General features: G+C 72.1%; 23 protein-coding genes and 1 tRNA gene. 11 read left to right on the top strand and 13 right to left on the bottom strand.

Translation table 11 applies throughout. The annotated features are described in order from the left end of the window. The coding region (locus ACQKIP_RS10055; protein WP_427742743.1) for a TerD family protein at positions 1–517 on the bottom strand (517 nt) is incomplete at its 3' end. A 181-nt stretch (positions 518–698) separates the two neighbouring features. On the opposite strand from ACQKIP_RS10055, the gene ACQKIP_RS10050 reads away from it, so the two are divergent. From ACQKIP_RS10050 to ACQKIP_RS10035, 4 genes are all read left to right on the top strand, one after another. Next, complete coding sequence (locus ACQKIP_RS10050; RefSeq protein ID WP_365852273.1) at positions 699–1,895, top strand: HpcH/HpaI aldolase/citrate lyase family protein; 1,197 nt, start codon at positions 699–701, stop codon at positions 1,893–1,895. An 83-nt stretch (positions 1,896–1,978) separates the two neighbouring features. Beyond that, positions 1,979–4,486 carry a phosphoribosyltransferase gene (locus ACQKIP_RS10045; protein ID WP_365852275.1) on the top strand — a complete coding sequence of 836 codons (2,508 nt, stop codon included), beginning with the start codon at positions 1,979–1,981 and terminating at the stop codon, positions 4,484–4,486. Beyond that, positions 4,483–5,310 carry an HAD family hydrolase gene (locus tag ACQKIP_RS10040; RefSeq protein WP_427742742.1) on the top strand — a complete coding sequence of 276 codons (828 nt, stop codon included), beginning with the start codon at positions 4,483–4,485 and terminating at the stop codon, positions 5,308–5,310. Before ACQKIP_RS10045 ends, ACQKIP_RS10040 begins: the two co-directional genes overlap by 4 nt. Positions 5,311–5,344: 34 nt before the next feature. Then, positions 5,345–5,557 carry an FmdB family zinc ribbon protein gene (locus ACQKIP_RS10035; protein WP_365852277.1) on the top strand — a complete coding sequence of 71 codons (213 nt, stop codon included), beginning with the start codon at positions 5,345–5,347 and terminating at the stop codon, positions 5,555–5,557. A gap of 187 nt (positions 5,558–5,744) precedes the next feature. Here the strand turns inward: ACQKIP_RS10035 and ACQKIP_RS10030 are convergent, their stop codons facing one another. The 4 genes from ACQKIP_RS10030 to ACQKIP_RS10015 all read right to left on the bottom strand — a co-directional run bounded on the left by ACQKIP_RS10030 (position 5,745) and on the right by ACQKIP_RS10015 (position 9,697). Next, positions 5,745–6,728 (bottom strand): sugar kinase, encoded by a 984-nt coding sequence (locus tag ACQKIP_RS10030; protein WP_365852279.1) that lies wholly within the window; start codon positions 6,726–6,728, stop codon positions 5,745–5,747. After that, entirely contained in the window at positions 6,725–7,369 is a 645-nt protein-coding gene (locus ACQKIP_RS10025; protein WP_365852281.1) for a bifunctional 4-hydroxy-2-oxoglutarate aldolase/2-dehydro-3-deoxy-phosphogluconate aldolase, read from the bottom strand. Before ACQKIP_RS10025 ends, ACQKIP_RS10030 begins: the two co-directional genes overlap by 4 nt. Before the next feature lie 37 nt (positions 7,370–7,406). Next, on the bottom strand, positions 7,407–8,045 hold the full coding sequence (locus ACQKIP_RS10020; RefSeq protein ID WP_365852283.1) for a DUF4383 domain-containing protein: 639 nt from the start codon (positions 8,043–8,045) through the stop codon (positions 7,407–7,409). 200 nt (positions 8,046–8,245) lie between these two features. Next, on the bottom strand, positions 8,246–9,697 hold the full coding sequence (locus tag ACQKIP_RS10015) for a hypothetical protein (RefSeq protein ID WP_427742739.1): 1,452 nt from the start codon (positions 9,695–9,697) through the stop codon (positions 8,246–8,248). Between the two features lie 329 nt (positions 9,698–10,026). Between ACQKIP_RS10015 and ACQKIP_RS10010 the strand changes: the two genes are divergently transcribed. Beyond that, positions 10,027–10,098: transfer RNA gene (locus tag ACQKIP_RS10010), tRNA-Val, on the top strand. A 65-nt stretch (positions 10,099–10,163) separates the two neighbouring features. Here ACQKIP_RS10010 and ACQKIP_RS10005 read toward each other — a convergent pair. Continuing rightward, positions 10,164–10,670: a response regulator gene (locus ACQKIP_RS10005; protein WP_365852285.1), complete on the bottom strand. Its 507-nt coding sequence runs from the start codon at positions 10,668–10,670 to the stop codon at positions 10,164–10,166. A gap of 380 nt (positions 10,671–11,050) precedes the next feature. Between ACQKIP_RS10005 and ACQKIP_RS10000 the strand changes: the two genes are divergently transcribed. Together ACQKIP_RS10000 and ACQKIP_RS09995 are read left to right on the top strand one after the other, a co-directional pair. Then, complete coding sequence (locus ACQKIP_RS10000; protein WP_365852287.1) at positions 11,051–12,238, top strand: hypothetical protein; 1,188 nt, start codon at positions 11,051–11,053, stop codon at positions 12,236–12,238. A gap of 272 nt (positions 12,239–12,510) precedes the next feature. Beyond that, positions 12,511–12,804 carry a DUF4179 domain-containing protein gene (locus tag ACQKIP_RS09995; protein ID WP_365852289.1) on the top strand — a complete coding sequence of 98 codons (294 nt, stop codon included), beginning with the start codon at positions 12,511–12,513 and terminating at the stop codon, positions 12,802–12,804. A gap of 30 nt (positions 12,805–12,834) precedes the next feature. Here ACQKIP_RS09995 and ACQKIP_RS09990 read toward each other — a convergent pair whose 3' ends face one another. Continuing rightward, positions 12,835–13,146, bottom strand: a complete 312-nt coding sequence (locus tag ACQKIP_RS09990; protein ID WP_365852291.1) for a hypothetical protein — start codon at positions 13,144–13,146, stop codon at positions 12,835–12,837. Positions 13,147–13,186: 40 nt separating this feature from the next. Continuing rightward, positions 13,187–13,534, bottom strand: coding sequence for a hypothetical protein (locus tag ACQKIP_RS09985; RefSeq protein WP_365852293.1), 348 nt, complete (start codon positions 13,532–13,534; stop codon positions 13,187–13,189). A gap of 168 nt (positions 13,535–13,702) precedes the next feature. Here ACQKIP_RS09985 and ACQKIP_RS09980 point away from each other — a divergent pair, with 168 nt between their 5' ends. After that, positions 13,703–13,960, top strand: coding sequence for a DUF2277 domain-containing protein (locus ACQKIP_RS09980; RefSeq protein WP_365852295.1), 258 nt, complete (start codon positions 13,703–13,705; stop codon positions 13,958–13,960). A gap of 39 nt (positions 13,961–13,999) precedes the next feature. Here the strand turns inward: ACQKIP_RS09980 and ACQKIP_RS09975 are convergent, their stop codons facing one another. Further along, on the bottom strand, positions 14,000–14,620 hold the full coding sequence (locus ACQKIP_RS09975; protein WP_365852297.1) for a DedA family protein: 621 nt from the start codon (positions 14,618–14,620) through the stop codon (positions 14,000–14,002). Between the two features lie 263 nt (positions 14,621–14,883). On the opposite strand from ACQKIP_RS09975, the gene ACQKIP_RS09970 reads away from it, so the two are divergent. Continuing rightward, entirely contained in the window at positions 14,884–15,453 is a 570-nt protein-coding gene (locus ACQKIP_RS09970) for a superoxide dismutase family protein (RefSeq protein WP_365852299.1), read from the top strand. A 120-nt stretch (positions 15,454–15,573) separates the two neighbouring features. Here ACQKIP_RS09970 and ACQKIP_RS09965 read toward each other — a convergent pair whose 3' ends face one another. The 4 genes from ACQKIP_RS09965 to ACQKIP_RS09950 all read right to left on the bottom strand — a co-directional run bounded on the left by ACQKIP_RS09965 (position 15,574) and on the right by ACQKIP_RS09950 (position 20,772). Further along, positions 15,574–16,023, bottom strand: a complete 450-nt coding sequence (locus ACQKIP_RS09965; RefSeq protein ID WP_365852301.1) for a DoxX family protein — start codon at positions 16,021–16,023, stop codon at positions 15,574–15,576. A gap of 61 nt (positions 16,024–16,084) precedes the next feature. Then, positions 16,085–18,055, bottom strand: coding sequence for an FAD/NAD(P)-binding protein (locus tag ACQKIP_RS09960; RefSeq protein WP_365852303.1), 1,971 nt, complete (start codon positions 18,053–18,055; stop codon positions 16,085–16,087). A 293-nt stretch (positions 18,056–18,348) separates the two neighbouring features. Next, the gene (locus ACQKIP_RS09955; protein WP_365852305.1) at positions 18,349–20,007 is read right to left on the bottom strand and encodes an alkaline phosphatase D family protein; all 1,659 of its coding nucleotides are present in this window, start codon (positions 20,005–20,007) and stop codon (positions 18,349–18,351) included. A 117-nt stretch (positions 20,008–20,124) separates the two neighbouring features. Then, positions 20,125–20,772 carry an HNH endonuclease family protein gene (locus tag ACQKIP_RS09950; RefSeq protein WP_365852307.1) on the bottom strand — a complete coding sequence of 216 codons (648 nt, stop codon included), beginning with the start codon at positions 20,770–20,772 and terminating at the stop codon, positions 20,125–20,127. A 489-nt stretch (positions 20,773–21,261) separates the two neighbouring features. Between ACQKIP_RS09950 and ACQKIP_RS09945 the strand changes: the two genes are divergently transcribed. Both ACQKIP_RS09945 and ACQKIP_RS09940 read left to right on the top strand, forming a co-directional pair. Continuing rightward, a complete protein-coding gene (locus ACQKIP_RS09945; protein WP_365852309.1) occupies positions 21,262–21,840 on the top strand; it encodes a TMEM165/GDT1 family protein in 579 nt (192 codons plus the stop codon). Between the two features lie 229 nt (positions 21,841–22,069). Further along, entirely contained in the window at positions 22,070–22,735 is a 666-nt protein-coding gene (locus ACQKIP_RS09940) for an HAD-IA family hydrolase (protein WP_365852311.1), read from the top strand. The last annotated feature ends 28 nt before the right edge of the window (positions 22,736–22,763 follow it).

Genomic DNA, 22,763 nt, shown 5'->3' with positions numbered 1-22,763 from the left:
CCTCCAGGCCGTTCAGATATCCCTCGCCGAGGGCGCGGAACTTCCAGACGTCGCCGCGGCGGTAGAGCTCGCCGCAGATGAGGGCGGTCTCGTCGCCCGTCTGCGGGGTGATGTCGAAGTAGGCCAGCGGTTCGGCTTCGCCCGCTCCGGCGTCGTACAGCAGGATGCGCAGGGCGCGTACGTGCTTGAAGGCGGTGTCGTCGGCGGACGCGACCAGCAGGACCCGGCTCACCGCGGGGTCCAGGCCCGCCAGGTCCGTCTGGATCGTGTCGGTCGAGCCCTCGGAGAGGCCCCCGGTCACGCGCTTCTTGCCGAGCCGCCAGACCTTGTCCGACGGATGGCGCGGCTGGTTGTAGAAGACGAAGTCCTCGTCGGACCGCACGCGGCCGTCGGCGCCGAGCAACAGGGCCGACGCGTCGACGTCCGGGACGCCCTGCCCGGGGGTCCAGCGCAGCACTGCGCGGACGGCCGTGGCTTCGAGCGGGACGTTCGACCCCTTCAACATCGCGTGCGTCATGCGGTCATCCTGCCTTCCCGGGTTTGAGCGGGACAACGCGGGGGTGACGGTGTGTGGCCCGTGTGTCCGACACGGCCGGGTTACCTGAATTTCATGCCCATGGGGAACCCTTGACACCCGTCCCTACGTACTATTACCGGCCACATCACGTCGGGTCGCGCCGACGAGTACAGGGGAAATCATGCGTCATTTCGGGCATATAGCCCCAGAGGTGCGACAGCGTCTCTTTCATCGGGAGCCCTGCTCCTTCACTGCGGACTCCTCCCCGCTTCTGCTCGCCGCCGCACTCGGGGCCACGCTCTACAGCCCCGCCACGCGCCCCCGCCTCGCCGACGACATCCTGAAGCAGGCCGGACGTGGCGTGATCTCGATGGTGCTCTGCCTCGAGGACTCGATCGACGACGCCGAGGTCATCGGCGCCGAGGAGAACCTGGTCAGACAGTTCGCCGACCTCGCCGCGCGGAACGCCGCGGACCGGGACGGCGCCACGGGGGACGGTCCGCAACCGCCGCTCCTGTTCATCCGCGTCCGGGACCCCGAGCAGATAACCGACATCGCGGACCGCCTCGGCTCCGCCATCCGTCTGCTGTCCGGATTCGTACTGCCCAAATTCACCGAGGAGCGCGGCGTCGCCTTCCTGGAGTCGCTCGCCGCGGCGGAGGCCGCGACCGGCCGGCGGCTCTTCGCGATGCCCGTCCTCGAATCGCCCGAGCTGCTGCACCTGGAGAGCCGCGCCGAGACCCTCGCCGGGATCGCCCGCACCGTCGACAAGTACCGCGAGCGGGTGCTCGCGCTGCGACTCGGGGTCACCGACTTCTGCTCGGCGTACGGACTGCGCAGGCCCCCGCACATGACCGCCTACGACGTCCACATCGTGGCCTCGGTCATCGCCGACGTGGTCAACCGCCTCGGCCGGGCCGACGGCACCGGCTTCACCGTGACCGGACCCGTGTGGGAGTACTTCCGCGTCCAGGAGCGGATGTTCAAGCCGCAGCTGCGCCGGAGCCCCTTCCTGGAGGGCCGGGCGGAGGAGCTGAGGCAGGCGCTCATCGAGCACGACATCGACGGGCTGCTGCGCGAGATCGAGCTCGACCGGGCCAACGGCCTGCTCGGCAAGACCTGCATCCACCCCTCGCACGTCCTGCCCGTGCACGCACTCTCGGTCGTCACCCACGAGGAATTCAGCGACGCCGAGGACATCCTGCGCCCCGAGCGGGACGGCGGCGGGGTCATGCGCTCGGCGTACACGAACAAGATGAACGAGGTGAAGCCGCACCGCGCATGGGCCGAGCGGACCCTCAGGCGCGCCGAGGTGTTCGGCGTCGCGCGCGAGGACATCGGCTTCGTGGAGCTGCTCTCCGCCGGGCTCTCCGGCTGACCGCCGCCGTGCCGGGCTCCCGGCCGACGACGAAGAACGTAAGTACGAAAGAACCCAAGGAACCTAAGGACTGTGCGAGGACTGTGAACGACGACGTGGTGTGGTCAGGGACGTGGGTCGCCGAGCGGCTCGGCGTGGAGTTGGCCGGGGACCCGGGGCTGAGCGACCTGCTCGGCCTCGCCCTGCGCCGCAACCCGAAGCGGGCGCACCTCCTGGTGTCGAACGTCCTGGGCAAGCATGTGCCGCAGCTGCCCTCCGTCGTTTACGCGGCCGGGCACGACCTCGGCGTCCGGGCGCGCGCGCTCCTGGGCGACGCGGAGGCCCGGCGCGCGGTCGTCCTCGGGTACGCGGAGACGGCGACGGGCCTCGGCCACTGCGTTGCGGACGGCATCGGTCTCGCGCCCTACCTGCACTCCACGCGCCGCCCGGTCGACGGAGTGCGCCGGGCGGGCGGCTTCGAGGAGTCCCACTCGCACGCCACCTCGCACCTGCTGCTCCCCGAGGACCCCCGGCTGCTCACCGGGGACGGCCCGCTGGTCCTCGTCGACGACGAGTTCTCCACCGGCAACACCGTCCTCAACACGATCCGCGCACTGCACGAGCTGCACCCCCGCGACCGGTACGTCATCGTGGCGCTCGTCGACATGCGCTCCCCGCAGGACCAGGGCCGCCTGGCCGGTTTCGCCCGCGAGATCGGCGCGCGGGTCGACCTGATCACGACGGCGTCCGGCACGGTGAGCCTGCCGGACGGGGTCCTGGAGAAGGGGCAGGCGCTGGTCGAGGAGTACGAGGCGTCGGCGCTCCCCGCGCCGCGCGGGGAAGCCGGCTCGGTCGGCCGGGTCGACATCGGCTGGCCCGCCGGGGTGCCGGACGGCGGGCGCCACGGCTTCGCGCCCGCGCACCGGGCGGCGCTCGACGCGGCGCTTCCGGGCATGGCGGACCGCGTCGCGCGGGCGCTGGCTCCCGTCACGGGGTCCGCCCCTGCCCCCGACCGCTCACGCATCCTCGTCCTCGGCTTCGAGGAACTGATGTACGCGCCGCTGGCCCTCGGAAAGGCCCTGGAAGAGCGGCTGCCCGCCGGTGCCGCCGAGGTGCGCTACTCCACCACCACCCGCTCGCCCGTGCTCGCCGTCGACGACCCCGGCTACGCCATCCGCAGCCGCCTCGTCTTCCCCGCGCACGACGCGCCCGCCGACGGACCCGGCGAGAGGTACGCGTACAACGTCGCGGGCGGCGGCTTCGACGCGATCGTCCTCGTGGTCGACTCCGTGGCCGACCGCCCCGAACTCCACGCCCCCGGCGGCCTGCTTGCCCAGCTCGCCGCGCACACTCCGCAGGTACTGCTCGCCGTAGTGCCCTCGTACGTCCCCGGGCGCGCCCCCGCAGAACTCGCCGAGCACACCCCCGAAAGGCCCTCCATGCTGCCCGAGCCCCTCCGCGGCCCCGACTTCTCCTCGTACGCGGCCGAAGACGTCGGCTGGCTGCTCCAGGACCTCTCGGACGTGCGGCTCGAAGCGCCCACCGAGGAGCGCGAGGAGGCGATCCAGAGCGGGGGCGCGCACTACGCCGAGTCGCTGCCGGTCGAGTACCAGCCGAGCCCGCAGTACCAGGAGCTGTTCCGGGCCGCCCTCGGCACTTCCGCCGCGCGCATCGCGCAGGCCGTCGGCACCGTCACCGAGACCGTGCTCGCCGAGCGCTCTTCCCGCCCGGTCCTGGTCTCGCTGGCCCGCGCGGGCACTCCCGTGGGCGTACTGATGCGGCGCTGGGCCCAGTACCGGCACGGCCTCGACCTGCCGCACTACGCCGTGTCGATCGTGCGCGGCCGGGGCATCGACGCCAACGCCCTGCGCTGGCTCGCCGCCCACCACGACACGGCCGACGTCGTCTTCGTCGACGGCTGGACGGGCAAGGGCGCCATCACGCGCGAACTCGCCGAAGCGGTGCGGGAGTTCGAGGAGGCCGGCGGGCCCACCGGCTTCAACCCCGAGATCGCCGTGCTCGCCGACCCCGGCTCCTGTGTCCGCACCTACGGCACCCGCGAGGACTTCCTCATCCCCTCCGCCTGCCTCAACTCGACGGTCTCCGGGCTCATATCGCGCACGGTCCTGCGCGCGGACCTGGTCGGACCCGACGACTTCCACGGCGCGAAGTTCTACCGCGAACTCGCCGGCACGGACGTGTCCGTCGACTTCCTCGACGCCATCACGGCCCGCTTCGACGAGGTGACCGACGCCGTCGACATCCGGGTCAAGGAACTGCTCTCCTCTGACCGGGCCCCGACCTGGGAGGGCTGGGCCGCCGTCGAGCGGATCAGCGAGGAGTACGGCATCCACGACGTGAACCTGGTCAAGCCGGGCGTCGGCGAGACGACACGCGTCCTCCTTCGTCGCGTCCCCTGGAAGATCCTGGCGCGCGCGGGGGCGGGGGCCGACCTCGATCACGTACGGCTCCTCGCGGAGCAGCGCGGTGTGCCGGTGGAGGAAGTGGCCGAACTCCCCTACACCTGCGTCGGGTTGATCCACCCGAAGTTCACGCGCGGTGCCACCGGCACGGACGGCAAGGCGGTAGTCAAGGCGGTGGCCGCCAAGTGAGCACGTCCCGGACGGTGCTGGTCGCCAGCGACCTCGACCGCACCCTCATCTACTCCGCCGCCGCCCTCGGCCTGACCATGCCCGACGCCGATGCGCCGCGCCTGCTGTGCGTCGAGGTGTACGAGAGCAAGCCGCTGTCGTACGTCACCGAGACCGCCGCGGGTCTGCTCGACGAGGTGGGGCGCGGCACGGTCTTCGTGCCGACGACCACGCGCACCCGCGAGCAGTACGGCCGCATCCATCTGCCGGGCCCCGCGCCGAAGTTCGCGATCTGCGCCAACGGCGGGCACCTGCTGGTCGACGGCGTCTCCGACGCCGGGTGGCGGGCGGCTGTCGACCGGCGTCTCGCCGCCGAGTGCGCGTCCCTCGACGAGGTCCGCGCGCACATGGTGCGTGCCGCCGATCCGGCCTGGCTCCTGAAGGAGCGGGTGGCCGAGGACCTCTTCGCCTATCTGGTCGTCGAGCGCGCGCTGCTGCCGGAAGGGTGGGTCAAGGAGCTCGCCGCGTGGGCGGAGAGCCGCGGCTGGACCGTCTCGTTGCAGGGCCGCAAGATCTACGCCGTGCCGAAGCCGCTGACCAAGAGCGCGGCGGTGCGTGAGGTGGCCCGGCGTATCGGCGCGGACGAGATACTCGCCGCCGGTGACTCGCTCCTCGACGCCGATCTGCTGCTCGCCGCCGACCGCTCGTGGCGCCCCGGGCACGGCGAGCTTGCCGACACGGGCTGGACGGCGCCGGGGCTCACGGTGCTGCCGGAGCGGGGCGTGGCGGCGGGGGAGGAGATCCTGCGGCGATTCCTCCACCGGCACCCTACGGCCGGGGTCTGACCTCCGCTCGGCCCGCTGCCGCTAGCCTTGGCCCATGCCTCGATACGAGTACCGCTGCCGTTCCTGCGGCGACACCTTTGAGCTGAGCCGCCCGATGGCCGAGTCCGCCGCCCCCGCGACCTGCCCCGCAGGCCACGAGGACACGGTGAAGCTGCTGTCAACGGTGGCAGTAGGCGGCACAACCTCAGCCTCCGCCCCCGCCCAGTCCACCGGGGGCGGCTGCTGCGGCGGGGGCTGCTGCGGGTGACGGGGACGCCCCCGTCAGGGGACACAGGGAACGGCGCAACGAGCGCCCCGTCAGGGGGCGCGGGGCACGCCGCAACGAGCGCCCCGTAAGGGGCGCGGGGAACTGCGCGAGAAGCCCCACCGACCCGCGGGGAAACGGCAAGACCAGCCCCCCGCGGCACGGAATCACCGCACAGGCCAGCGCAGCGTCACCGCACGACGGTCCCCGCCCCCGCCCCCAGCAACCCCAGCTCGGCCCGCGTAGGCGCCCCCTCCCAGTCCCCGTGCGACGCCACGGCGAACGCGCCCGTCGTGACCGCACGGTCGAGGCGCCCCGCCACGTCGGCCTCGTCGAGCAGCGCCGACAGGTACCCGGCGACGAACGCGTCCCCGGCGCCCACGGCGTCCACCGCACGCACCGGCCGCGCGGGCGCGTGCAGTTCGCCCCCGGCGGTGTACGCCGTCGCCCCGTCGGCACCGAGCTTGACGACGACCTCGCGCACGCCCTGCGCCAGGAGCCCCCCGGCGAGGGCAGAGGTCTCGACGACGGCCGTCTCCGGTGCGCACAGCGGCAGTTCGTCGTCCGAGGCGATGAGGACATCGACGTACGGAATCCAGGACCGCATGACCGCGGCGGACTCCTTCTCGCTCCACAGCCGTGAGCGGAAGTTGACGTCGAGGCAGACCGTCGTGCCGTGCTCCCCGGCCAGTTCGAGGGCGCGGCGGCAGGCGTCGAGGGCGGCCGGGCCGAGGGCCGGGGTGATGCCGGTGAGGTGCAGGACGCGGGGCGCGCCGGCAGCGGCGAAGGCGCGCTCGACCGCGGACGCCGCCAGGCGCGAACCGGCGGAGCCCGCGCGGTAGTAGTGCACGCGGGTCACTTCGGGCAGCCGCGGTTCGAAGAGGATCAGCCCCGTGGGCGCGTCCTCGTCACGGGACGCCCCGCTGACGTCGACCCCCTCGGCACGCAGCGTGCGCAGCACCAACTCGCCCGCCTCGTCGTCGCCGACGGCGCCCGCCCACCGCGCCGTGTGACCGAGCCGGGCGAGGCCGATGGCCACGTTCGACTCGGCGCCCGCGATGGAGACGTCCATCGATCCGCCCAGCTTGAGCGGGCCGCTGCCGCGCAGGGCGACCATGGATTCGCCCAGGGTCAGCACGTCAGAGGCGCCGGCCCCGGGGTGCGTGCCGCTCATCGGCCCGCTCCCGTGACCGCCACGAACTCCGCCGCGCGCCTGCGCAGCGCGTCCAGGTCGCCGCCGTCAGCGGCGTCCCCGATGAGCGGGGAGCCGACGCCCACGGCGACCGCGCCGAGCGCCAGATACTCCTCGGCGGCTGCCGCGTCCACGCCGCCCACCGGTACGAAGGGCAGGTCGGGGAAGGGGGCCCGCAGCGCCTTGAGATACGCGGGCCCGCCCATCGCCGACGCGGGGAAGATCTTCAGGGCGGTCGCGCCCGACGCGCTCGCCGCGATCACGTCGGTGGGGGTCAGCACCCCGGCGGCGACGGGCAGTTCCCGCCGCAGGGCCTCGTCCACCCCGGCGCCGAGCCCCGGCGTCACGATCAGGTTCGCCCCCGCGTCCGCGGCCAGCCGCGCGTCGTCCGCGGTGAGGACCGTGCCCGCGCCCAGCCAGGCGTCGTCGCCCAGTTCGGCGCGGGCCCGGCGCAGGACGCCCGGGGTGTCGGCGCCGCTGAGGGATACCTCCACGAGCGGCACACCGGATTCGACGAGCGCCATGACCGTCCGGAAGGAGGCCTCCGCGTCGGTGCCGCGCACGATGGCGACCAGGCGCCGGGTCCGCAGGGCTTTACTGAAGGCAGTGGTGAGGTCCGACATGCCACCTAGGCTCGCACAGCGCGTGCGACGTGCCTGCTCAGGGTTGGTCCGCACGCTCAGGACGGTGCCGCGTCACGGCCTTCTGGGCCCCACGGGGAACCTCACGGGCCTGCCCGCTCCCGACGCTCTCCACGTGCCGCGCCCGCCCGCTCTCGGCGTGCCGCACCTGCTCGGGGTGGCGTGCCTTCCAGTACGGGTTGTCGTGCGGCAGGGCCGAGCCGACCCTCCCGTACATGCCGAAGATCATCAGAAGCAGGCCCACCACGAAGCTGAACAGGACGTTCGGCATGCGGAAGGCCAGGAAGTTCAGGCCGGTGTCGAGGATGGCGAGGTTGACGAAGCCGCTGAGGACGAAGGCGCAGCCCAGGACCATGTTGAGCGTCGAGGCGAAGTTGCCGCCGATCACCATGCCGGCGAAAAGCAGCAGGCCGACGCAGATCGACAGGACGCTCAGCGCGCCGTTGGTGTTCAGACCGGCGACGGTGTCGCCCCCGGTGTCGAAGAAGCCGATCTTGTCGATCAGACCGAGGATGCCGAACGCGAGCAGGACGAGTCCCATCAGGCCCGCGCCGACGCGGTAGATCGTGCTGAGGCGGTGGTCGACGGGCAGGTGTTCGTTGAACGTGACACGTCGGCCGGGGCGCTTCATCCCCGAGTGAAGTACATGCGTGGCCATGTCCGCCTCCCTTGGGTGCGCGCGGAGGCCGCTTCTGTACGGTGCTGCGGCGGATTCCGTACGGTGCCGCGGCGGACGCCGATCGCCTTCACCCGCGTGGGGTGACGTCGGCGTACGTACCTCAAGGATCCGCCCCCGGACCGCGGACCGCCAACCAGCGGAAAGCCGGGCCGCCCTCTCCGGGCCGCCGTCGCCGGGCCCTACGCCCCTTGCCCCCGCTCCTCCCGGATCTGGGAGACCACCCGCGCCACCGTCTGCCGCACGGCTTCGGTCTCGGTCAGGAAGTGCCAGTAGTCCGGGTGGCGGCCCTCCAGGGAGGACACCGCGCGGTCCAGGCGGGCCACGGACTCGTCCAGCGGCCGTGCGTGCCGCTGCTCCGGGGTCTGGCGCCCCGCCATGGCCAGGCGCTGGGCGTCACGGATCGCGAAGCGGGTGCGATCGATCTCCTGCTGGGGGTCCTTCGACACCGCGTTGAGCCGCTGGAGCCGGTCGCCCGCGGCCGATACCGCCTCGTCCGTCGAGTTCAGCAGGGCGCGGACCGTCGAGAGCAGCGATGTGGCGTCCGGCCAGCGCTGCTCCTCGCGCGCCTGTCGGGCTTCCCCGAGCTTGACCTCCGCCTGTCGTACGTTCTCCGCGGCCTGGTCGGGGACGTGCTGGAGGTCCTGCCAGCAGGCGACGGTGAAGCGCCGCCGCAGCTCGCTGAGGACCGGCTCGACCTGGCCGCTGCGGGTGGTGAGGGCCTGCGCGCGCGTGCGCAGCGAGACCAGGCGGCGGTCTATTTCGGCGGCCCGCTCGGGCAGCCGCTCGGCCTCGGCGCGGATGGCTTCGGCGTCCCGCAGGACGCGGTCGGCGCGCTGGAGCGTCTCCGGCACGCCGTGCTGCCCCGCGCCCTGGTTGAGCTTGGTCAGCTCCGGGCCGAGGGCGGCGAGGCGCGCGGCGAGGTCATCGGCCTTGAGCCCGGCCGCCCGGACGGCATCCAGGGCGTTCGTGGCGGCCAGGAGGGTCTGCCGGGCGCGCTCGACGGCGGGGGCGAGCCGGGCGAGCTGTGTCTCCGCCTTGTCGAGCAGCGGGCCCAGGCCCTGCTGGAACCGCTCCAGGTCGCCCCTGGCCTTGTCCAGCTCGCCCTTGGCCTGCGTCAGCTCGGTGCGGGCGCGGGCGGCGACGGAGGCTTCCAGGTCGTCACGGTCGAGGTCGTGGGCGTCCACCGCGCTGATGTACTGATGGCTGACCTCGTCGATCCGCCGCCCGATCGCCTCGAAGTCGGAGACGGCCCGCTGCGCGGCGGGCGTCGAGTCCACGGCGACGATGGTCTCGATGGAGATCCGCAGGTCCCGCTGGGCTGTGTCCAGTTCGTAGAAGGCAGCGGCCGCCGCGTCCTTGGCGGCCTGCGCGTCGGCCCGCATGCTCTCCCCGCGCCCGCCGAACCACCGCCGGGTGCCGCCGCCCGCGAAGGCGGCGGGGAGGGCGAGGAGGGGGAGGGGCAGGAGAGCGAGCGTGACGGCGTCGCGGAGGGGGGACCCGGGGCGCCGCGGGCCACGAGGCGTCCGGTGACCGCGGCGGTGACCATCCTGGTCTGACTGGACCGGCTGCTCTGTCTGGTCCGGCTGCTCTTGCCGGTCCCGGCCGTCTTCCGGGAGGGGCAGCGGCCGCACGCTCCCGCAGCGACGTACATCCTCATCCGGTACCAGCACCACTGACTCGCCCGACTTATCCGGTGTGTACGGCTGCGAAGGTGTCGCCGTCACTATCCCTCTCCCGTGCTGTCATCCGCCCTGCCCGGTGTCACATTCTCCCACCGGTTAATGACGAACACACGGGTCGGTTAGTTCGCGCCGCGCACCGTGACTTTGCCGTCTTCGCTGCGGGCGGACACACGGGGCAGGACGGCCCTCCGGGGTGCGGGCCGCCACGGGGCTCCGGGGCGCCTCCATACGGGTTTGCGGGGCGGGGCCACCGGCAAGGTAGGCTGTCGAAATATCCGGGGCGCGTAGCTCAGCGGTAGAGCGCTGCCCTTACAAGGCAGATGTCGGCGGTTCGAAACCGTCCGCGCCCACCCTGGACAAGTAGCAGGTGAGAGCCTGCCTTTGACCCCTCGGCCGTGCTCGGCCGGGGGGCTTCTTACGTTTCAATCCGGGGCTCGGGTGTGCTCTGTGCTTCGGAGTGGCTGTTGGTGGTCGATTCGACGGCACCGTCCTTCACCAGGGCCCGGAGTTCCTCGATTTCCAGCTGCATCAATTTCAGCTGCCGGTGGGCTTCGAAGAGATAGCGGACCTTGGTGCGCAGGGTCAGCGGGTCGATGGGCTTGAGGGCCACGTCGGCCACGCCGAGCAGGAAGGCCTTGGCGGCCACCTCGCGGCTCACGTCGAAACCGGTCAGCAGGACGATGGGGATGGACCTCGTCTGGTCCAGACGGCGGACATAGTGCACGACGTCTAATCCGCTCACGCCCGGCATCCGGACGTCCAGGAGGATCAGCCCGACGTTCCCCCGCAGGACCACCCTGAGGGCGTCGTCGCCGTTGGTCGCGCTCACCAGCGGGTAGCCGAGAGGGGCCAGCGCGCTCTCCAGCGCGAACAGGGTGTCCCTGTGGTCGTCGACGACGAGGATCACGTAGTTGGTCGACATGGACTTGACCCCCTCTCCCGGTAACCACGCTAAGCCGAAGCCGAGTTGCAGTATCCGTTTGTCACCACACGGGCGCTACCCAACTGCATGACGGCAGTATCCGGAGAAACAGCGGAATCCTCCCTTCCACCCGTACGGGGCGTTCCGCGTGCGCCGGGCCGTGGTCCCGGCGCCCCGGCGGCGCGGGTCGCGCCGGCCTCCGGATCCCGGCGGATGCCGCGCCGCGGACCGCACTCCCCTCCCCGGTTCTCCCGCGTCCGGAGCGGCCCGGGACGTACCGCCGGACGGCTCCTCCGGTGGCGGGGCGAATGAAGCGTGCATAGAACGGGATACACGCTCACGTGCGGGGTGAGGAAGCCCCGCTGAAATGGAGAAAGAAAATGGCCGCTGAGTCATTCTCTGCCGCGGGGGACATATCCGGGAACGGCGAACCGCTGGTGACGACGTCGGTTCACTGGGGCACCGCGCAGCTCGGCGCGCCGCCCCGCCACCAGCCCGCGCCGTGGCAGCAGCCGGTCGACCACGAAGCCGCCGGCGTTTCGGACGACGTCTCCGGCGACGTTCCTCCGGAGCGGACCCCACCCGTCGACGACGACGGGCCACCGGAGCAGAAGGCGCCGGACATCGACGACGACGCCGTCGGCGAGCTGATCCGCGTCGCCGTGGTGTCCAGGCCGCTGGACGACGTGGTCGACCTCGTCACCCTCCTGGAGCAGTCGCCCGAAGGCATGCCGACCGCAGCCTCGGTGCTCCGTCTGGCCTGCGTGGCCCGCTCCGTCGACGACGTCACCAAGCTGGTGGACCTCCTCGGCCCGCCGGAGCACCCCGCCGAGCACATGGACGAGGCCATCCGGCACGCCGCCGAAGAACGGCCGATTCCCGAGGTGAGCCGGCTGGTTCACCTGCTGTCCCGCCCGCCGCACGATCCGCACAGCGGCGCCGAGGCGGTGCACGCAGCGGGCACGACCAGGTCCGTCGAGGATCTGATGCAGCTGATCGGCAGGCTGAGCGACCGCAAGGACGCCGACAGCACCGAGGCCATGGCCCCGGAGCAGCACCAGGCGCAGGCCGGGGACCAGGTCCCCGCGGCGCCGACCAAGCCGCCCGTCGCGGCCGCCGCCCCGTCGTCCGCCCCGGACGCCGCGGCAGCGCAGCCGCAGGGCAGCACGGCCCTGGTGTGGCTGCGTCGCGCGGCCGGCGTACTGCTGCTGCTCTGCGCGGCGGCCCATTTCCCGCTGAACTGGTCCGACGCGTCCACCCTCGGACTCACCGCGGCGTTCTGCGTCTTCGGCGTCTGCGTCCTCGCGGGCCTGGCCCTGTGCTTCAGCGGGTCGCCGGTCGTGGCCGTGGCGGCCACCCTGGTGGCCGGTGTGCTCACCGTCAGCCATTTGGTGGGCGACCGGGTCGACTCCACGACACTCGCCTACGCGCTGTCCCCCGACGGGGTGTCGCCGCCGCTCCCGGCCCTCTCCGCGGCGGCCGCGACGCTGGCCGCGCTGCTTGTCGTGGCGCTCACGGTCGCCGGCCTGCGGGCCGCGGCCAACCGGCGCCCCGCGCAGGGCGGTTGAGCGCCCCGGCGGCGAGGCGAGACCGGGTGGCCCGGCGGGAGACTGCTCCTGCCGGGCCACCCGGCGTCCACCAGCAGCTCGACGGGGGCCCGGCAGGGGGCCCGGCGGCGGTTCGGCGGGACCCGTGAAATCGATCGGGTGGTCGGCCAGAACCTCGGGGAGCGCCGGAGAGTTGTGGAATCCGGACAGGGTGATCGAGTGTCCGACCTGCGGACGCTCCGGGCGCACGACCGTCGTGCCGCTGCCGGGCCCTGCCGGAAGGATTCCGTCTCGTGAAGATCGCCAAGGCCGCCGCAGGCCTCGTCGGCATCGGCCTCGCACTGGGGGCCGTCTCGCCCGCCTTCGCCCTGCCGCAGCCGTCGGCCGGTGGTGCGACGCAGCTGCTCGACCCCGTCACGGCGACGACGCAGGACGTGCAGGACATGCTCGGCGGGCTCGACGTCGACGAGCAGACCGGCGAGCTGAAGGCGGACAACCCGACGGCTCCCACGGCGGTGGTCGACGAGGGGGCGCAGGGAGCGGTCTCCATGCTCGGAGGCCTTGCCGCGGGGGCGCCGACCGGCTGACGCCGACCCGTCCGGGACGCGGAACTCCGCTCAGTTGCCCGAATGGGGGTGCGTCCGGCGGTACCTGCGGTCCCAGCGCTCCTGGCGTTCCTTGCGGATGCGGTAGTCGCGGTAGGTCTTGGGGAAGCCACCGCCTCCGCCGCCACCCCCGCCGCCTCCGCCGGCCCCGCCTGCGGGCCCGGCGCCTGCGCCCGCGCCGCTCCCGCTGGTCTTCTTCGAGCCCGCGCGGTCGTATTGCTGAATCATGAAGTAGAGGAGCACCGCCGCCGCCACCCACATGAGGGGCTGGCTGAAACCAAGGCCGACCAGTACGAGAAGCAGGACGACCAGCCATATATTCATGGCCACACCTCCTCGGCGTAGCTGGAGTCAACGCCCGCTGTCACTCGGTGTCAATGGCTTTCTCGTGCGCATGTTTGAGCCGTGCGCGGGCCGCCACGGCGTCCGGGCCCGCCACCTGGTCCCAGAAGCGGTGACAAGTGACGAAAACAGCCAACTCCCGCTCCCGTGCGCGGAGTTTCTCCACCTCCGCTTGTTCGTCGGGGGTCCAGCCGGGCGAAGCCGGGCGCTCCACCTTGCGCCAGCCGTGGTCGTCGCTGAAGCCCTCCAGGGGCGTGACGGACCAGGGGAGCCGCTTGAGCAGGGCCAGGAGTTCGGCCCGGACCTGGTGCAGTTCCTCCTGACCCGCGAGGAGGTCGTCAGGGAAGTCGTATGCAGGGGTTTCAGGCACCCGCTAATGGTACTCCTGTTCGATTTTTGAGTGCGAGGGCTGCCACGCGTGATGTGGGGTGAACTTCGGGCCGAACTCCGGGCCGCCCGAGGGGCCGAGGGGACGTTCCGCTTACGTCCCGGGCGCGACGATGTTCCGCTTGCGCCCCGGACGCGGCAAGCTGGAGTCATGTGCCGCAGCATCAAGACGCTCCGTCCGCCAGCCATCCCCGAGGACGCCACCGAGGAGGAGGTCCGGGCCGCCGCGCTCCAGTACGTGCGCAAGGTCTCGGGGTTCCGTGCCCCGGCCGCGCACAACCGCGAGGTCTTCGACCGCGCCGTGGACGCGATCGCCGAGGCCACCGCGGAGTTGCTCGCCGGGATCGAGGTGCGCGGGGCCAAGTCACGGCCTGCCGGACAGGCGGCCGACGAAGCCCCGGCCGCGTAAGCCGGGGCGAGCCCTGCCGGGTCCGGGCCGGGCCAGGGTCTAGGCTGCCGCCGCCCGCGGCCGTCGCACCAGGAACGCCGCCCCCGCGCCCGCAGCGAAGAGCGCGAGCAGCGAGACGCCCGTGGCCAGCCAGGACGCGCCGAGCCACTGCCCGCCGAAGTAGCCGAGCGCGACGCTGTAGCCCGCCCAGGCCACGCCCGCGAGCGCCGACCAGGGCAGGAACTCGCGCACCTTGCGATGCGCGGCGCCGGCCGCGAGCGAAACGATCGAGCGGCCCGCGGGGGCGAAGCGTGCGATGACGACGAGGATGCCGCCGCCCCGCGCGAGCGCCGTGCCGAGTCGTTCCTGCGCGGTGGTCAGGCGCCGCGAACGGGCGATGGCGCGGTCCAGGCGCTCGCCGCCGCGCAGGGCGAGGCGGTAGACGGCCAGGTCGCCCAGGACGGAGGCGGTGGCCGCGCAGAGCAGCAGGACCAGGATGTCGGGCACCTCGTGCGGAACGGCCGCCGAACCCGCCGTGCCCGCCGCGGCGGCAGCCGTGGCAGCCGTGATGACGAGCACGCCGCTCGGCAGCACGGGGACGACGATGTCCAGGAGCACGGAAAGTGCCACCGCCGCGTAGATCCATGGGCTGCTGGTCAGCGCGCCCAGACTCTCAAGCACCGAAATTCCCCGTAACTCCCCGGTCGACGGCTTGACTGCCGCGACGTCGCGGGGGAGCGGCAGGGGCGGCTTGGTGACAGCTGTACAGCGTACGCCGCGCTCTCCGTCGGAGATTCATGGGGGGCTCATATGTTCGCTACATCACGTTCACCCGGCTGCCGCTCCCGGCAGGGCGTACGGCGCCGATGTCCCGTAGCAACAGAGTCCAGAGGCAGTACGGCCACGGGCAGTGCGGCCAGAGGCAGTACGGAAGGAGCGGGACGATGGTGGCAGGAATGCTGGCCGGGGCCGTGGCGACGGCGCTGCTTGCGGCGGGTGCGGGTGCGGGCGGTGGTGGTGTGGCCGGTGACGCGACGCCCGGTTACTGGCAGCGGGTCGGGGCGCGGTTCGCGCCGCCCACCGCCTTCTTGCCCTCGTCGGCGATCACGTACGACCAGAAGCTCGTCCCCGCCGGTTCCTCGATCGAGGTCGAGCAGCGCGGCGGACCGGGCGGCATGGAGGTCAAGCTCCGGGTGGAGGGGCTGAAACCGGGCCACGCGTACGGCGCGCACGTGCACCAGAAGCCGTGCGGCGCCGACCCCGAAGCGGCCGGAGGGCACTACCAGCACCGCGAGGACCCGCGCCAGCCGTCGAAGGACCCGGCCTACGTCAATCCGGAGAACGAGGTCTGGCTGGACTTCACGCCGGGCCCGGACGGCTCGGGCGGGGCCGGGGCCCGCCACGGCTGGGAGTTCCGCGGGGGCGCCGCCGGATCCGTCGTGCTGCACCACGAGCCGGGCGGCGCGGGGGACCGGGTGGCGTGCTTCACGGTGCCGTTCGCACCCGTCGCCTGAGGAGCCCTCGAACGGGACCGCTTGAGAAGCGTGACCGCCTGAGGAGCCCCTCGAACGTGGCGGCGCCCCCTCCTCCGTGCGCGTACGGGGGAGGGGGCGCCGTCAGATGGGCGGTGCGCGTCAGGCGGCCACCGGGGTCCGCTCCGACTCCGCCTTCGCCGTGCTCTCGCCGCGCGAGCCGAAGAGGCGGTCGATGCCGAGCGCGCCCGAGCCGGTGAAGACGAGCAGGAGCATGGTCCAGCAGAAGATCGCGGAGGCCTCTCCGCCGTTCTGCATCGGCCACAGGGCTTCCGGCTGGTGCACCTTGAAGTAGGCGTACGCCATCGAGCCCGAGGATATGAACGCCGCGGCGCGGGTGCCGAGGCCGAGGGCGACGAGGCTGCCGCCGACGAGCTGGATGACGGCCGCGTACCAGCCGGGCCAGGTGCCCGCGTCGACCGTGCCGCCGCCCGCCGCGCCGCCGAGCACGCCGAAGAGCGAGGCGGCGCCGTGGCAGGCGAAGAGCAGGCCGATGACGATGCGGAACAGCCCGAGGGCGTAGGGCTGGGCGCTGTTGAGACGTCCAGTCATGGTGGGGGACTCCTTCGGTTTTGGGGACGGTAACCGAGCGGAGGCCCAAGGTTAGGGGAACCTAATCAATGCTTGCAAGTTCAACATCTGGCCATTCGGGGGATTCCACTTCGGCCGCGGTGGGGACCACTCCTGGCGCGCGGGGGATCTCCGTCGCCCCCGCCGCCGCCCGCAGCACGGCCCGCGCCACGGCGTCCGCGTCCGACAGGGTCACCGAATCGACGCCCGGCCTGGCCCCCGCCGCTGTCACCCAGTGCACACCCTCCGTAGGCACTCCGAACGCGAACCTCCTTGCGTGGGGACGTCCTTGACGGTTGATCAGGTGGTAAGGGCGTGGTGTCACGTCGAGGCCTCCGGTTTCGTAGCCGTCGACGACATGGGCGCGGCACTGGCCCGTCGCGAGGAGCCGTCCGAGCAGCTCGTCCGCCGTGCGCCGCACGTCCGGCTCGGGGAGCCGGGCCTCGATGACCGTGGTGACGGACACGGCCGACCCCGGTACGTCGGGGGAGTGCGCGAGGAACGTCCCGTCCGCGGTGGGCCGCACGTCGAGCCGCGGGCCGAGCACCTCGACGACGCCTGCCTCGACGAGGGCCGTCACCTCCTCGATGCGGCGCCGGGGCGGGCCGATGGAGAGGAAGGCGTTGAGCGGCGTGTACCAGCGGTCCAGGTGCTCGCGGCGCGAGACCCCGGCCAGGCCGCCGTGGTCGAGGATCAGGCGCAGTTCGTTGCGCAGGTCGCGCAGTACGTCCAGGGCGGACTTCAGGGGGCTGGCGACATTGCCGAGCGCGGCCTGCGCGGTGTCCTCGCGCAGATACGCGAGCAGCCAGGCGCGGAAGTCGCCGGGAGAGCGGAAGGTGTGGCCGAAGTGCGGCTGCGCGAGGCGGTCCCAGGACCAGCGCGCGGCTTCGGGTATCCCGAACTCGTCCAGGACCAGAGCCTCTTGGGGGCTGCGGTGCGCCGCCGCGAGGAAGGCGTCCCGGAAGTCCGCGGCCCGTCCGGCGGGCCGGACGAGAGCCGTGTAGTAGACCGTCTCCACCTCCTTCGCGACCAGCGGCCATATCTCGTCGAGGAAGTCCGGGGCGTCACCGCTGTCCGCGCGCTTGCGGAAGCGGGCTATGACGTCGGAGGTGAGGACCAGCGGCAGATGCCGCCCGTACGGGCCCTTCGCGTTGTCGCCGCGCGCCTGGTAGGGGATGCCGCGCCGCGAACCCGCGTACAGCTTCGGCTCGTGTCCCGAGCGCTGATAGCGCAGGCCGCCGCCCGGAGCCGGTGTGAAGCGTCCGCCGCGGCCCTCGGTCAGGAGCGCCATGTGGTCGAAGAAGTTCAGGCCGAGCCCGCGCAGCAGGACGCGCTCGCCGGGAGCGACGGCCGACAGGTCTACGTCGGCGGGGTTGGCCGGCGGGATGTGGCGCAGACCGTGCCGTGCGGCGTGCGCGGCGAAGCGCTCCTGCCCCTCGTCGCCCGCCGCGGGCAGATGGCCCTGCGCGAGGACGACGGCACTGAGGCCCGGGAGTTCACGGCCGTCGTCGAGTACGAGGCGCTGGGCGCCGTCGTCCGCGCCGTCCTCGGAGTCGAGGCGCACGGCGCGCGCCGCGTGCACCTCGACCCGGATCGCTCCGGGGGCGCCGCGCAGGGTCTGGGCGAAGACCCACTCCAGGTAGCGGCCGTAACAGGCGCGCGTGGGGTAGTCGTCGGGACCGAGATCCGGCGCGTGCCCGGCGGCGGCCCACGCGTGCAGGCTCGGTCCCGGCCGGATCGGCCCCGCGCAGTCGACGCTCTCGTCGGTGAAGAGGGTCACCTGCGAGGCGACCGTGTTCATGAGCAGTTCGCCCGGCTGGGCGGTCCGCCAGACGCGCCCCGGCCCCGGCGGCGATGGGTCGACGACGTGGACCGTCAGCCGTGCCCCCGGTGGCAGGAGTTCGGTCGCCGAGGCGCAGAGGCGTTCCAGGACACTCGTGCCGCGGGGTCCCGCGCCGACGACGGCGACAGCGATGTCACGTCCCGGTGCGGCCGCTGCGGATGGTGCGGACAAAGGCGTGGCTCCCGGGCATCGAGGGGGCGGTGGGGGGAGTGTGGCGGTGGAGGGCGGTGAGGGCTGGGAGGGCTGTGGGGGAGTGGGGGTGTTGGAAGCGGACGGTCCGCCTCATCATGCCGCCGGAAGCCCCGCAGGCGAACCCCGGATCGGAGGTTCGCCGGACGGGTGTGGCCTGTGTCACGTCAGTGACGCCTCGCGCCCGCCGCCGATGCGGGGCAATGCGAACCAAAGGGGCGCGAAAGGGGATTACGGGAGTACGCGGACCACAGAGAGCGCACCGGAACGCAGGCTCACGAAAGCCGTGACTCCTGCGTCGTCGCGAGGCGCACGCCCACACCCTTCACCGTCTGCGCCTGATCGAGCCGCACCTGCGCCGAACGGCCCCGCAGCGTCAGCGTCATGAGCTGGTTGCCGAACCAAGGGCCACCCGTTTTGCGCCAGTTGATGGCCGCTCGCCTGATCCGTCCGTGCCGCACGAACCGGCGGCCTAGGGCCCGGCCCGCCTTGCTCCAGCCGAAGTGGAAACCCAGCTTTATCGACGCGGGGATGGAGTTGTGGACGGGGGAGCACGTCAGCTGGAGGACGCGGGCATCGGGGCCGCCGCCGTCCGGCCATGTCGGCTCGGCGATATACGCGTGGTGGACGTCTCCGGAGAGCACGCACACCGTCGCCGGGGCGCCCTCTCCCGTGCCCGCCTCGGCGATCAGGGAGGTCAGCGCGTCGAAGGAGGAGGGGAACGCCGCCCAGTGCTCCAGGTCCGAGCGCCTGCGCAGGTTCTCGCCGAAGCGGGCCCAGCGCGCGCCCCGTTCGCCCCGGCACAGCGCGGCGTTCCAGCCCTCGGCGTCATGGATGAGGTGCGGAAGGAGCCAGGGCAGTGACGTACCGATCAGCAGGTGATCGCAGCCGCCTTCGCCGCCCGCGCCGTCCAGGGCCTGCTCGCGCAGCCAGCGCGCCTCGTCCGGGTCGATCATCGCGCGGTTCTGCTCGTCCAGGACGCGGGCCGCCCGGGTGTCGACCATGAGCAGGCGTACGCGGCCGAAGTCCCGGCGGTAGCTCCACCGGGTCGCCGCGGGGTCGGCGTCCGAGGCGGCGGCGAAGGCGCGCAGCTCGTCAGTGCCGTCGGGCGCCGCGCACAGCGAGGCGTACAGCTCGTCGCGCTCCAGTTCGGCGGGCGGCAGATTGCCGAGGTGCTGATAGACCCAGTACGACATCAGGCCGCTCAGCACGCGCTCGCGCCACCAGGGCGTCGCGCGCATCTCCGCGAGCCATGCCGCGCTGGTGTTCCAATCATCGATCACGTCGTGATCATCGAAGATCATGCAGCTCGGCACGGTGGAGAGCAGCCACCGCACCTCGGGGTCGAGCCACGATTCGTAGTAGAGGTGGGTGTACTCCTCGTAGTCCGCGACCTGGTCGCCCGGCGGGTCGTTCAGGTTCCGCCGTGCCGCCAGCCAGCGGCGCGTCGCTTCCGAGGTGTTGTCCGCGTACACCTGGTCGCCCAGGAGGAGCAGGACGTCCGGGCGGTCGGCGTCGGTGCCGCCCGCTATCCGTGCGGCAAGGGTGTCCAGGGCGTCGGGCCCCACGGGGTCGTGCTCCCCGCTCGGCGGGGCCGCCCAGCGGCAGGACCCGAAGGTGACGCGCAGCGTCTCGTCGTCGCCCTCGCCCGGCGTGCGGATGGTGCTCGGCGGGAAGGGCGAGTCCGGCAGCGGCCACACAGGGGCGCCGCCGTCGCCGAGGCGCACCTCGTACGCTGTCTCCGTGCCCGGGTCCAGGCCCGTGACCGGAATGAGCGCGTAGTGGTGGCCGGCGACCTGGAACGTGTTGGCCGTGCCCTTGGCGCCGTCCGCGCACCGCACTTCGGCGGTGCAGGGACGGTCGGTCTCGACCCAGACCGTCGCCGACGAACCGTCGACGTACCTCAGCAGCGGACCCAGGCGCAGCCGTGCCACGATGATCACTCTCCTCCGTCGCCCCGTACGGTACGGAACGACGGAGGTCCGTGGCGAGGTTCCGGGGATTCCCGCCGGTTACAGGCCGGTGACCTCGCTGCTTGCGGAGGGGTGGCCTCAGCAGCCGTTGAGGATCGAGGACAGCTTGGTCTTCTCCTCCGGGTTCACCGTGAGGTTGTAGTGGTGCTTCACGTCCACCCACATCCGGGCGTAGTAGCAGTGGTACGACGCGGTCGGCGGCAGCCATTCGGCCGGGTCCTTGTCGCCCTTGGCCTGGTTGACGTTGTCGGTGACGGCGATCAGCTGCGGGCGGGTGAGGTCGTTGGCGAAACCTTCCCTCTGGGTGTTGGTCCAGCTGCTCGCCCCGGACTTCCAGGCCTCGGAGAGCGGGACGACGTGGTCGATGTCGACGTCGCCCGACGCGGTCCAGGTGCCGCCGTCGTAGGGGGACTTCCAGGTGCCGGACGTGGCCGCACAGCTGGAGTCCTGCTCGACGTTCGTGCCGTCGCGCTTGAGGACGACCTCGCGGGTGTTGCAGGCGCCGGACTGGGTGCTCCAGTGCGGGAACTTCTCGCGGCTGTAGCCGTCGGACGAGCCCTCGGCCTTCTCCGTGAGCTGGCCCAGGTAGGTGCGGGCGGTGGCGGCGGAGACCGGGGCCGGGGGAGCGGCCTGGGCGGGGGCGCCGGTGAGGAGGGCCGCCCCGGAGGCGAGGGCGGTCAGGGCGGTGAGAGTGACGAGGCGTCGACGCGCGTAGACAGCGGACATACGAACTCCCTGGATGTGGGGGGATGTTGGCCGTTGGGGCGGCCATGGTGACGCGGCGGGGTTTCCTGTGGATGTGCGTCAGGTGACAGGGTCGCGTCAAACAGGTGGTCAGTTCAAGAGTTCTGGCGCCGTGTCATGTCCGCTCACCTGTAAGGGAGTTGCCGAAAGCGTGTCCGAAGGTCGTGGAATGTGGCCCGCGTCACTTCTCCGGAGGGTCGAAAGGCCCTGGTCCGGAGGGTGCGGACGTCCCGTACGATGGATGGCGCAGAAGGGGAGTAGCTCTTCGCCGGACCGTCGACATACTGCTCAGCTCGTCTGAGCCGGCGCCCGGAGGCAGGTCCCGTCATCGACGCGGCCGGCCAGCGAGACCTTCGGCAAGCAGTGCCCGACGTACACGACCGTGTGCGTCCGTGTGTGCTGCCGTGCCGAGGTGTCGTACGTGATGTACAGATTGCTCTCGGTGGGGCAGCCCCGACCGATTGAGGAACCTTGATCAGCATCAGCGTGACGGCGCTCGTCTTCGGCGTCGTCTTCCTTGCCGAACTCCCGGACAAGACAGCGCTGGCCGGGCTCGTCCTCGGGACGCGCTACCGCGCCTCGTACGTCTTCGTCGGGGTCGCCGCTGCCTTCGTCGTCCATGTCGTGCTCGCCGTCGCTGCGGGCAGTGTGCTCACCCTCCTGCCGCAGCAACTCCTGCACGCGCTCACCGGTGTCCTCTTCCTGGGCGGCGCGGCGATGCTGCTCCTGAAGGGCGGCGATGAGGAGGAAGAGGTCCGCGAGCCCAAGGACCAGAGCTTCTGGAAGGTCTCCGGCGCGGGATTCATGCTGATCCTGGTCGCGGAGTTCGGTGACCTGACGCAGATCATGACCGCGAACCTGGCCGCTCGCTACGACGACCCGCTCTCCGTGGGCCTCGGTGCGGTGCTCGCGCTGTGGGCGGTCGCCGGGCTCGGGATCGTCGGTGGAAAGGCACTGATGAAGCGTGTGCCGCTGTCGCTCATCACCAAGATCGCGGCGCTTCTGATGCTGGGGCTCGGTGTGTGGAGCCTGTATGAGGCGATTGCCTGACGTGTCTGGTTTAGTTAGATGCCCAGGGCATCTAACTGGGCTCCCGTTGTGGGCGTGACCTGCGGTGCTGGCGTCTGGGGGCCTCTTTTTGTACCGTAGAGGAACAAAGTGGCTCCGCCCGTGTTCCCTGACCGGCGGGCGGGGCTGCCTTGATCTTTCCTCCGCATGGCTCGCCATGCCCTCCGCTCATTCCTCCGCGGAGACTCCCTCTGTGCTCTGGAGTACGTCGATGACGGCCGAGACCGCCTCTGTTCTGACCGCCCGGGCCCTCCTCCTGGACATGGACGGAACCCTCGTCAACTCCGACGCCGTGGTCGAGCGCTGCTGGCGGCGCTGGGCCGAGCGGCACGGGCTCGACTTCGACGAGGTCATCAGGGTCGTCCACGGGCGGCAGGGCTACGCGTCGATGGCGGTGCTGCTGCCGGAGCGGCCCATGGAGGAGAACTACGCGGAGAACCGCGAGATGCTGGCCGCCGAGACCGCGGACATGGAGGGTGTCGTTCCGGTGCCGGGCGCCGCGGCCTTCCTGGAGTCCCTCGACGGGCTTCCGCACGCGCTCGTGACCTCCGCCGACGTGCCGCTTTCCACCGGGCGGATGGCCGCCGCCGGTCTTTCGCTGCCCGCGGTGCGGGTCACCGCGGAGAGCGTGGGGGCGAGCAAGCCCGACCCCGAGGGGTTCCTCAAGGGGGCCGCCGAGCTCGGGTTCGACCCCGCCGACTGCATCGCCTTCGAGGACTCCGGGGCCGGGATAGGCGCCGGGCTCGCGGCGGGCATGCAGGTCGTGGGGATCGGTCCCAGGGCCGGGGAGTACGGACCCACCGTGCACGTCCCCGACCTGACGCACGTCGGGGTCACCGCCGGTGCGGACGGGACGATCCGGCTGACGTTCGGCTGAGCTCGCGGCTCACGCCTCGGACGCCCTT

It is taken from the genome of Streptomyces sp. NPDC059900, assembly GCF_050270335.1.
In the GTDB taxonomy this organism is placed as follows: Bacteria; Actinomycetota; Actinomycetes; order Streptomycetales; family Streptomycetaceae; genus Streptomyces.
Note: the sequence above shows the minus strand (reverse complement) of the source record. Positions and strands in the feature narration are given on the sequence as shown.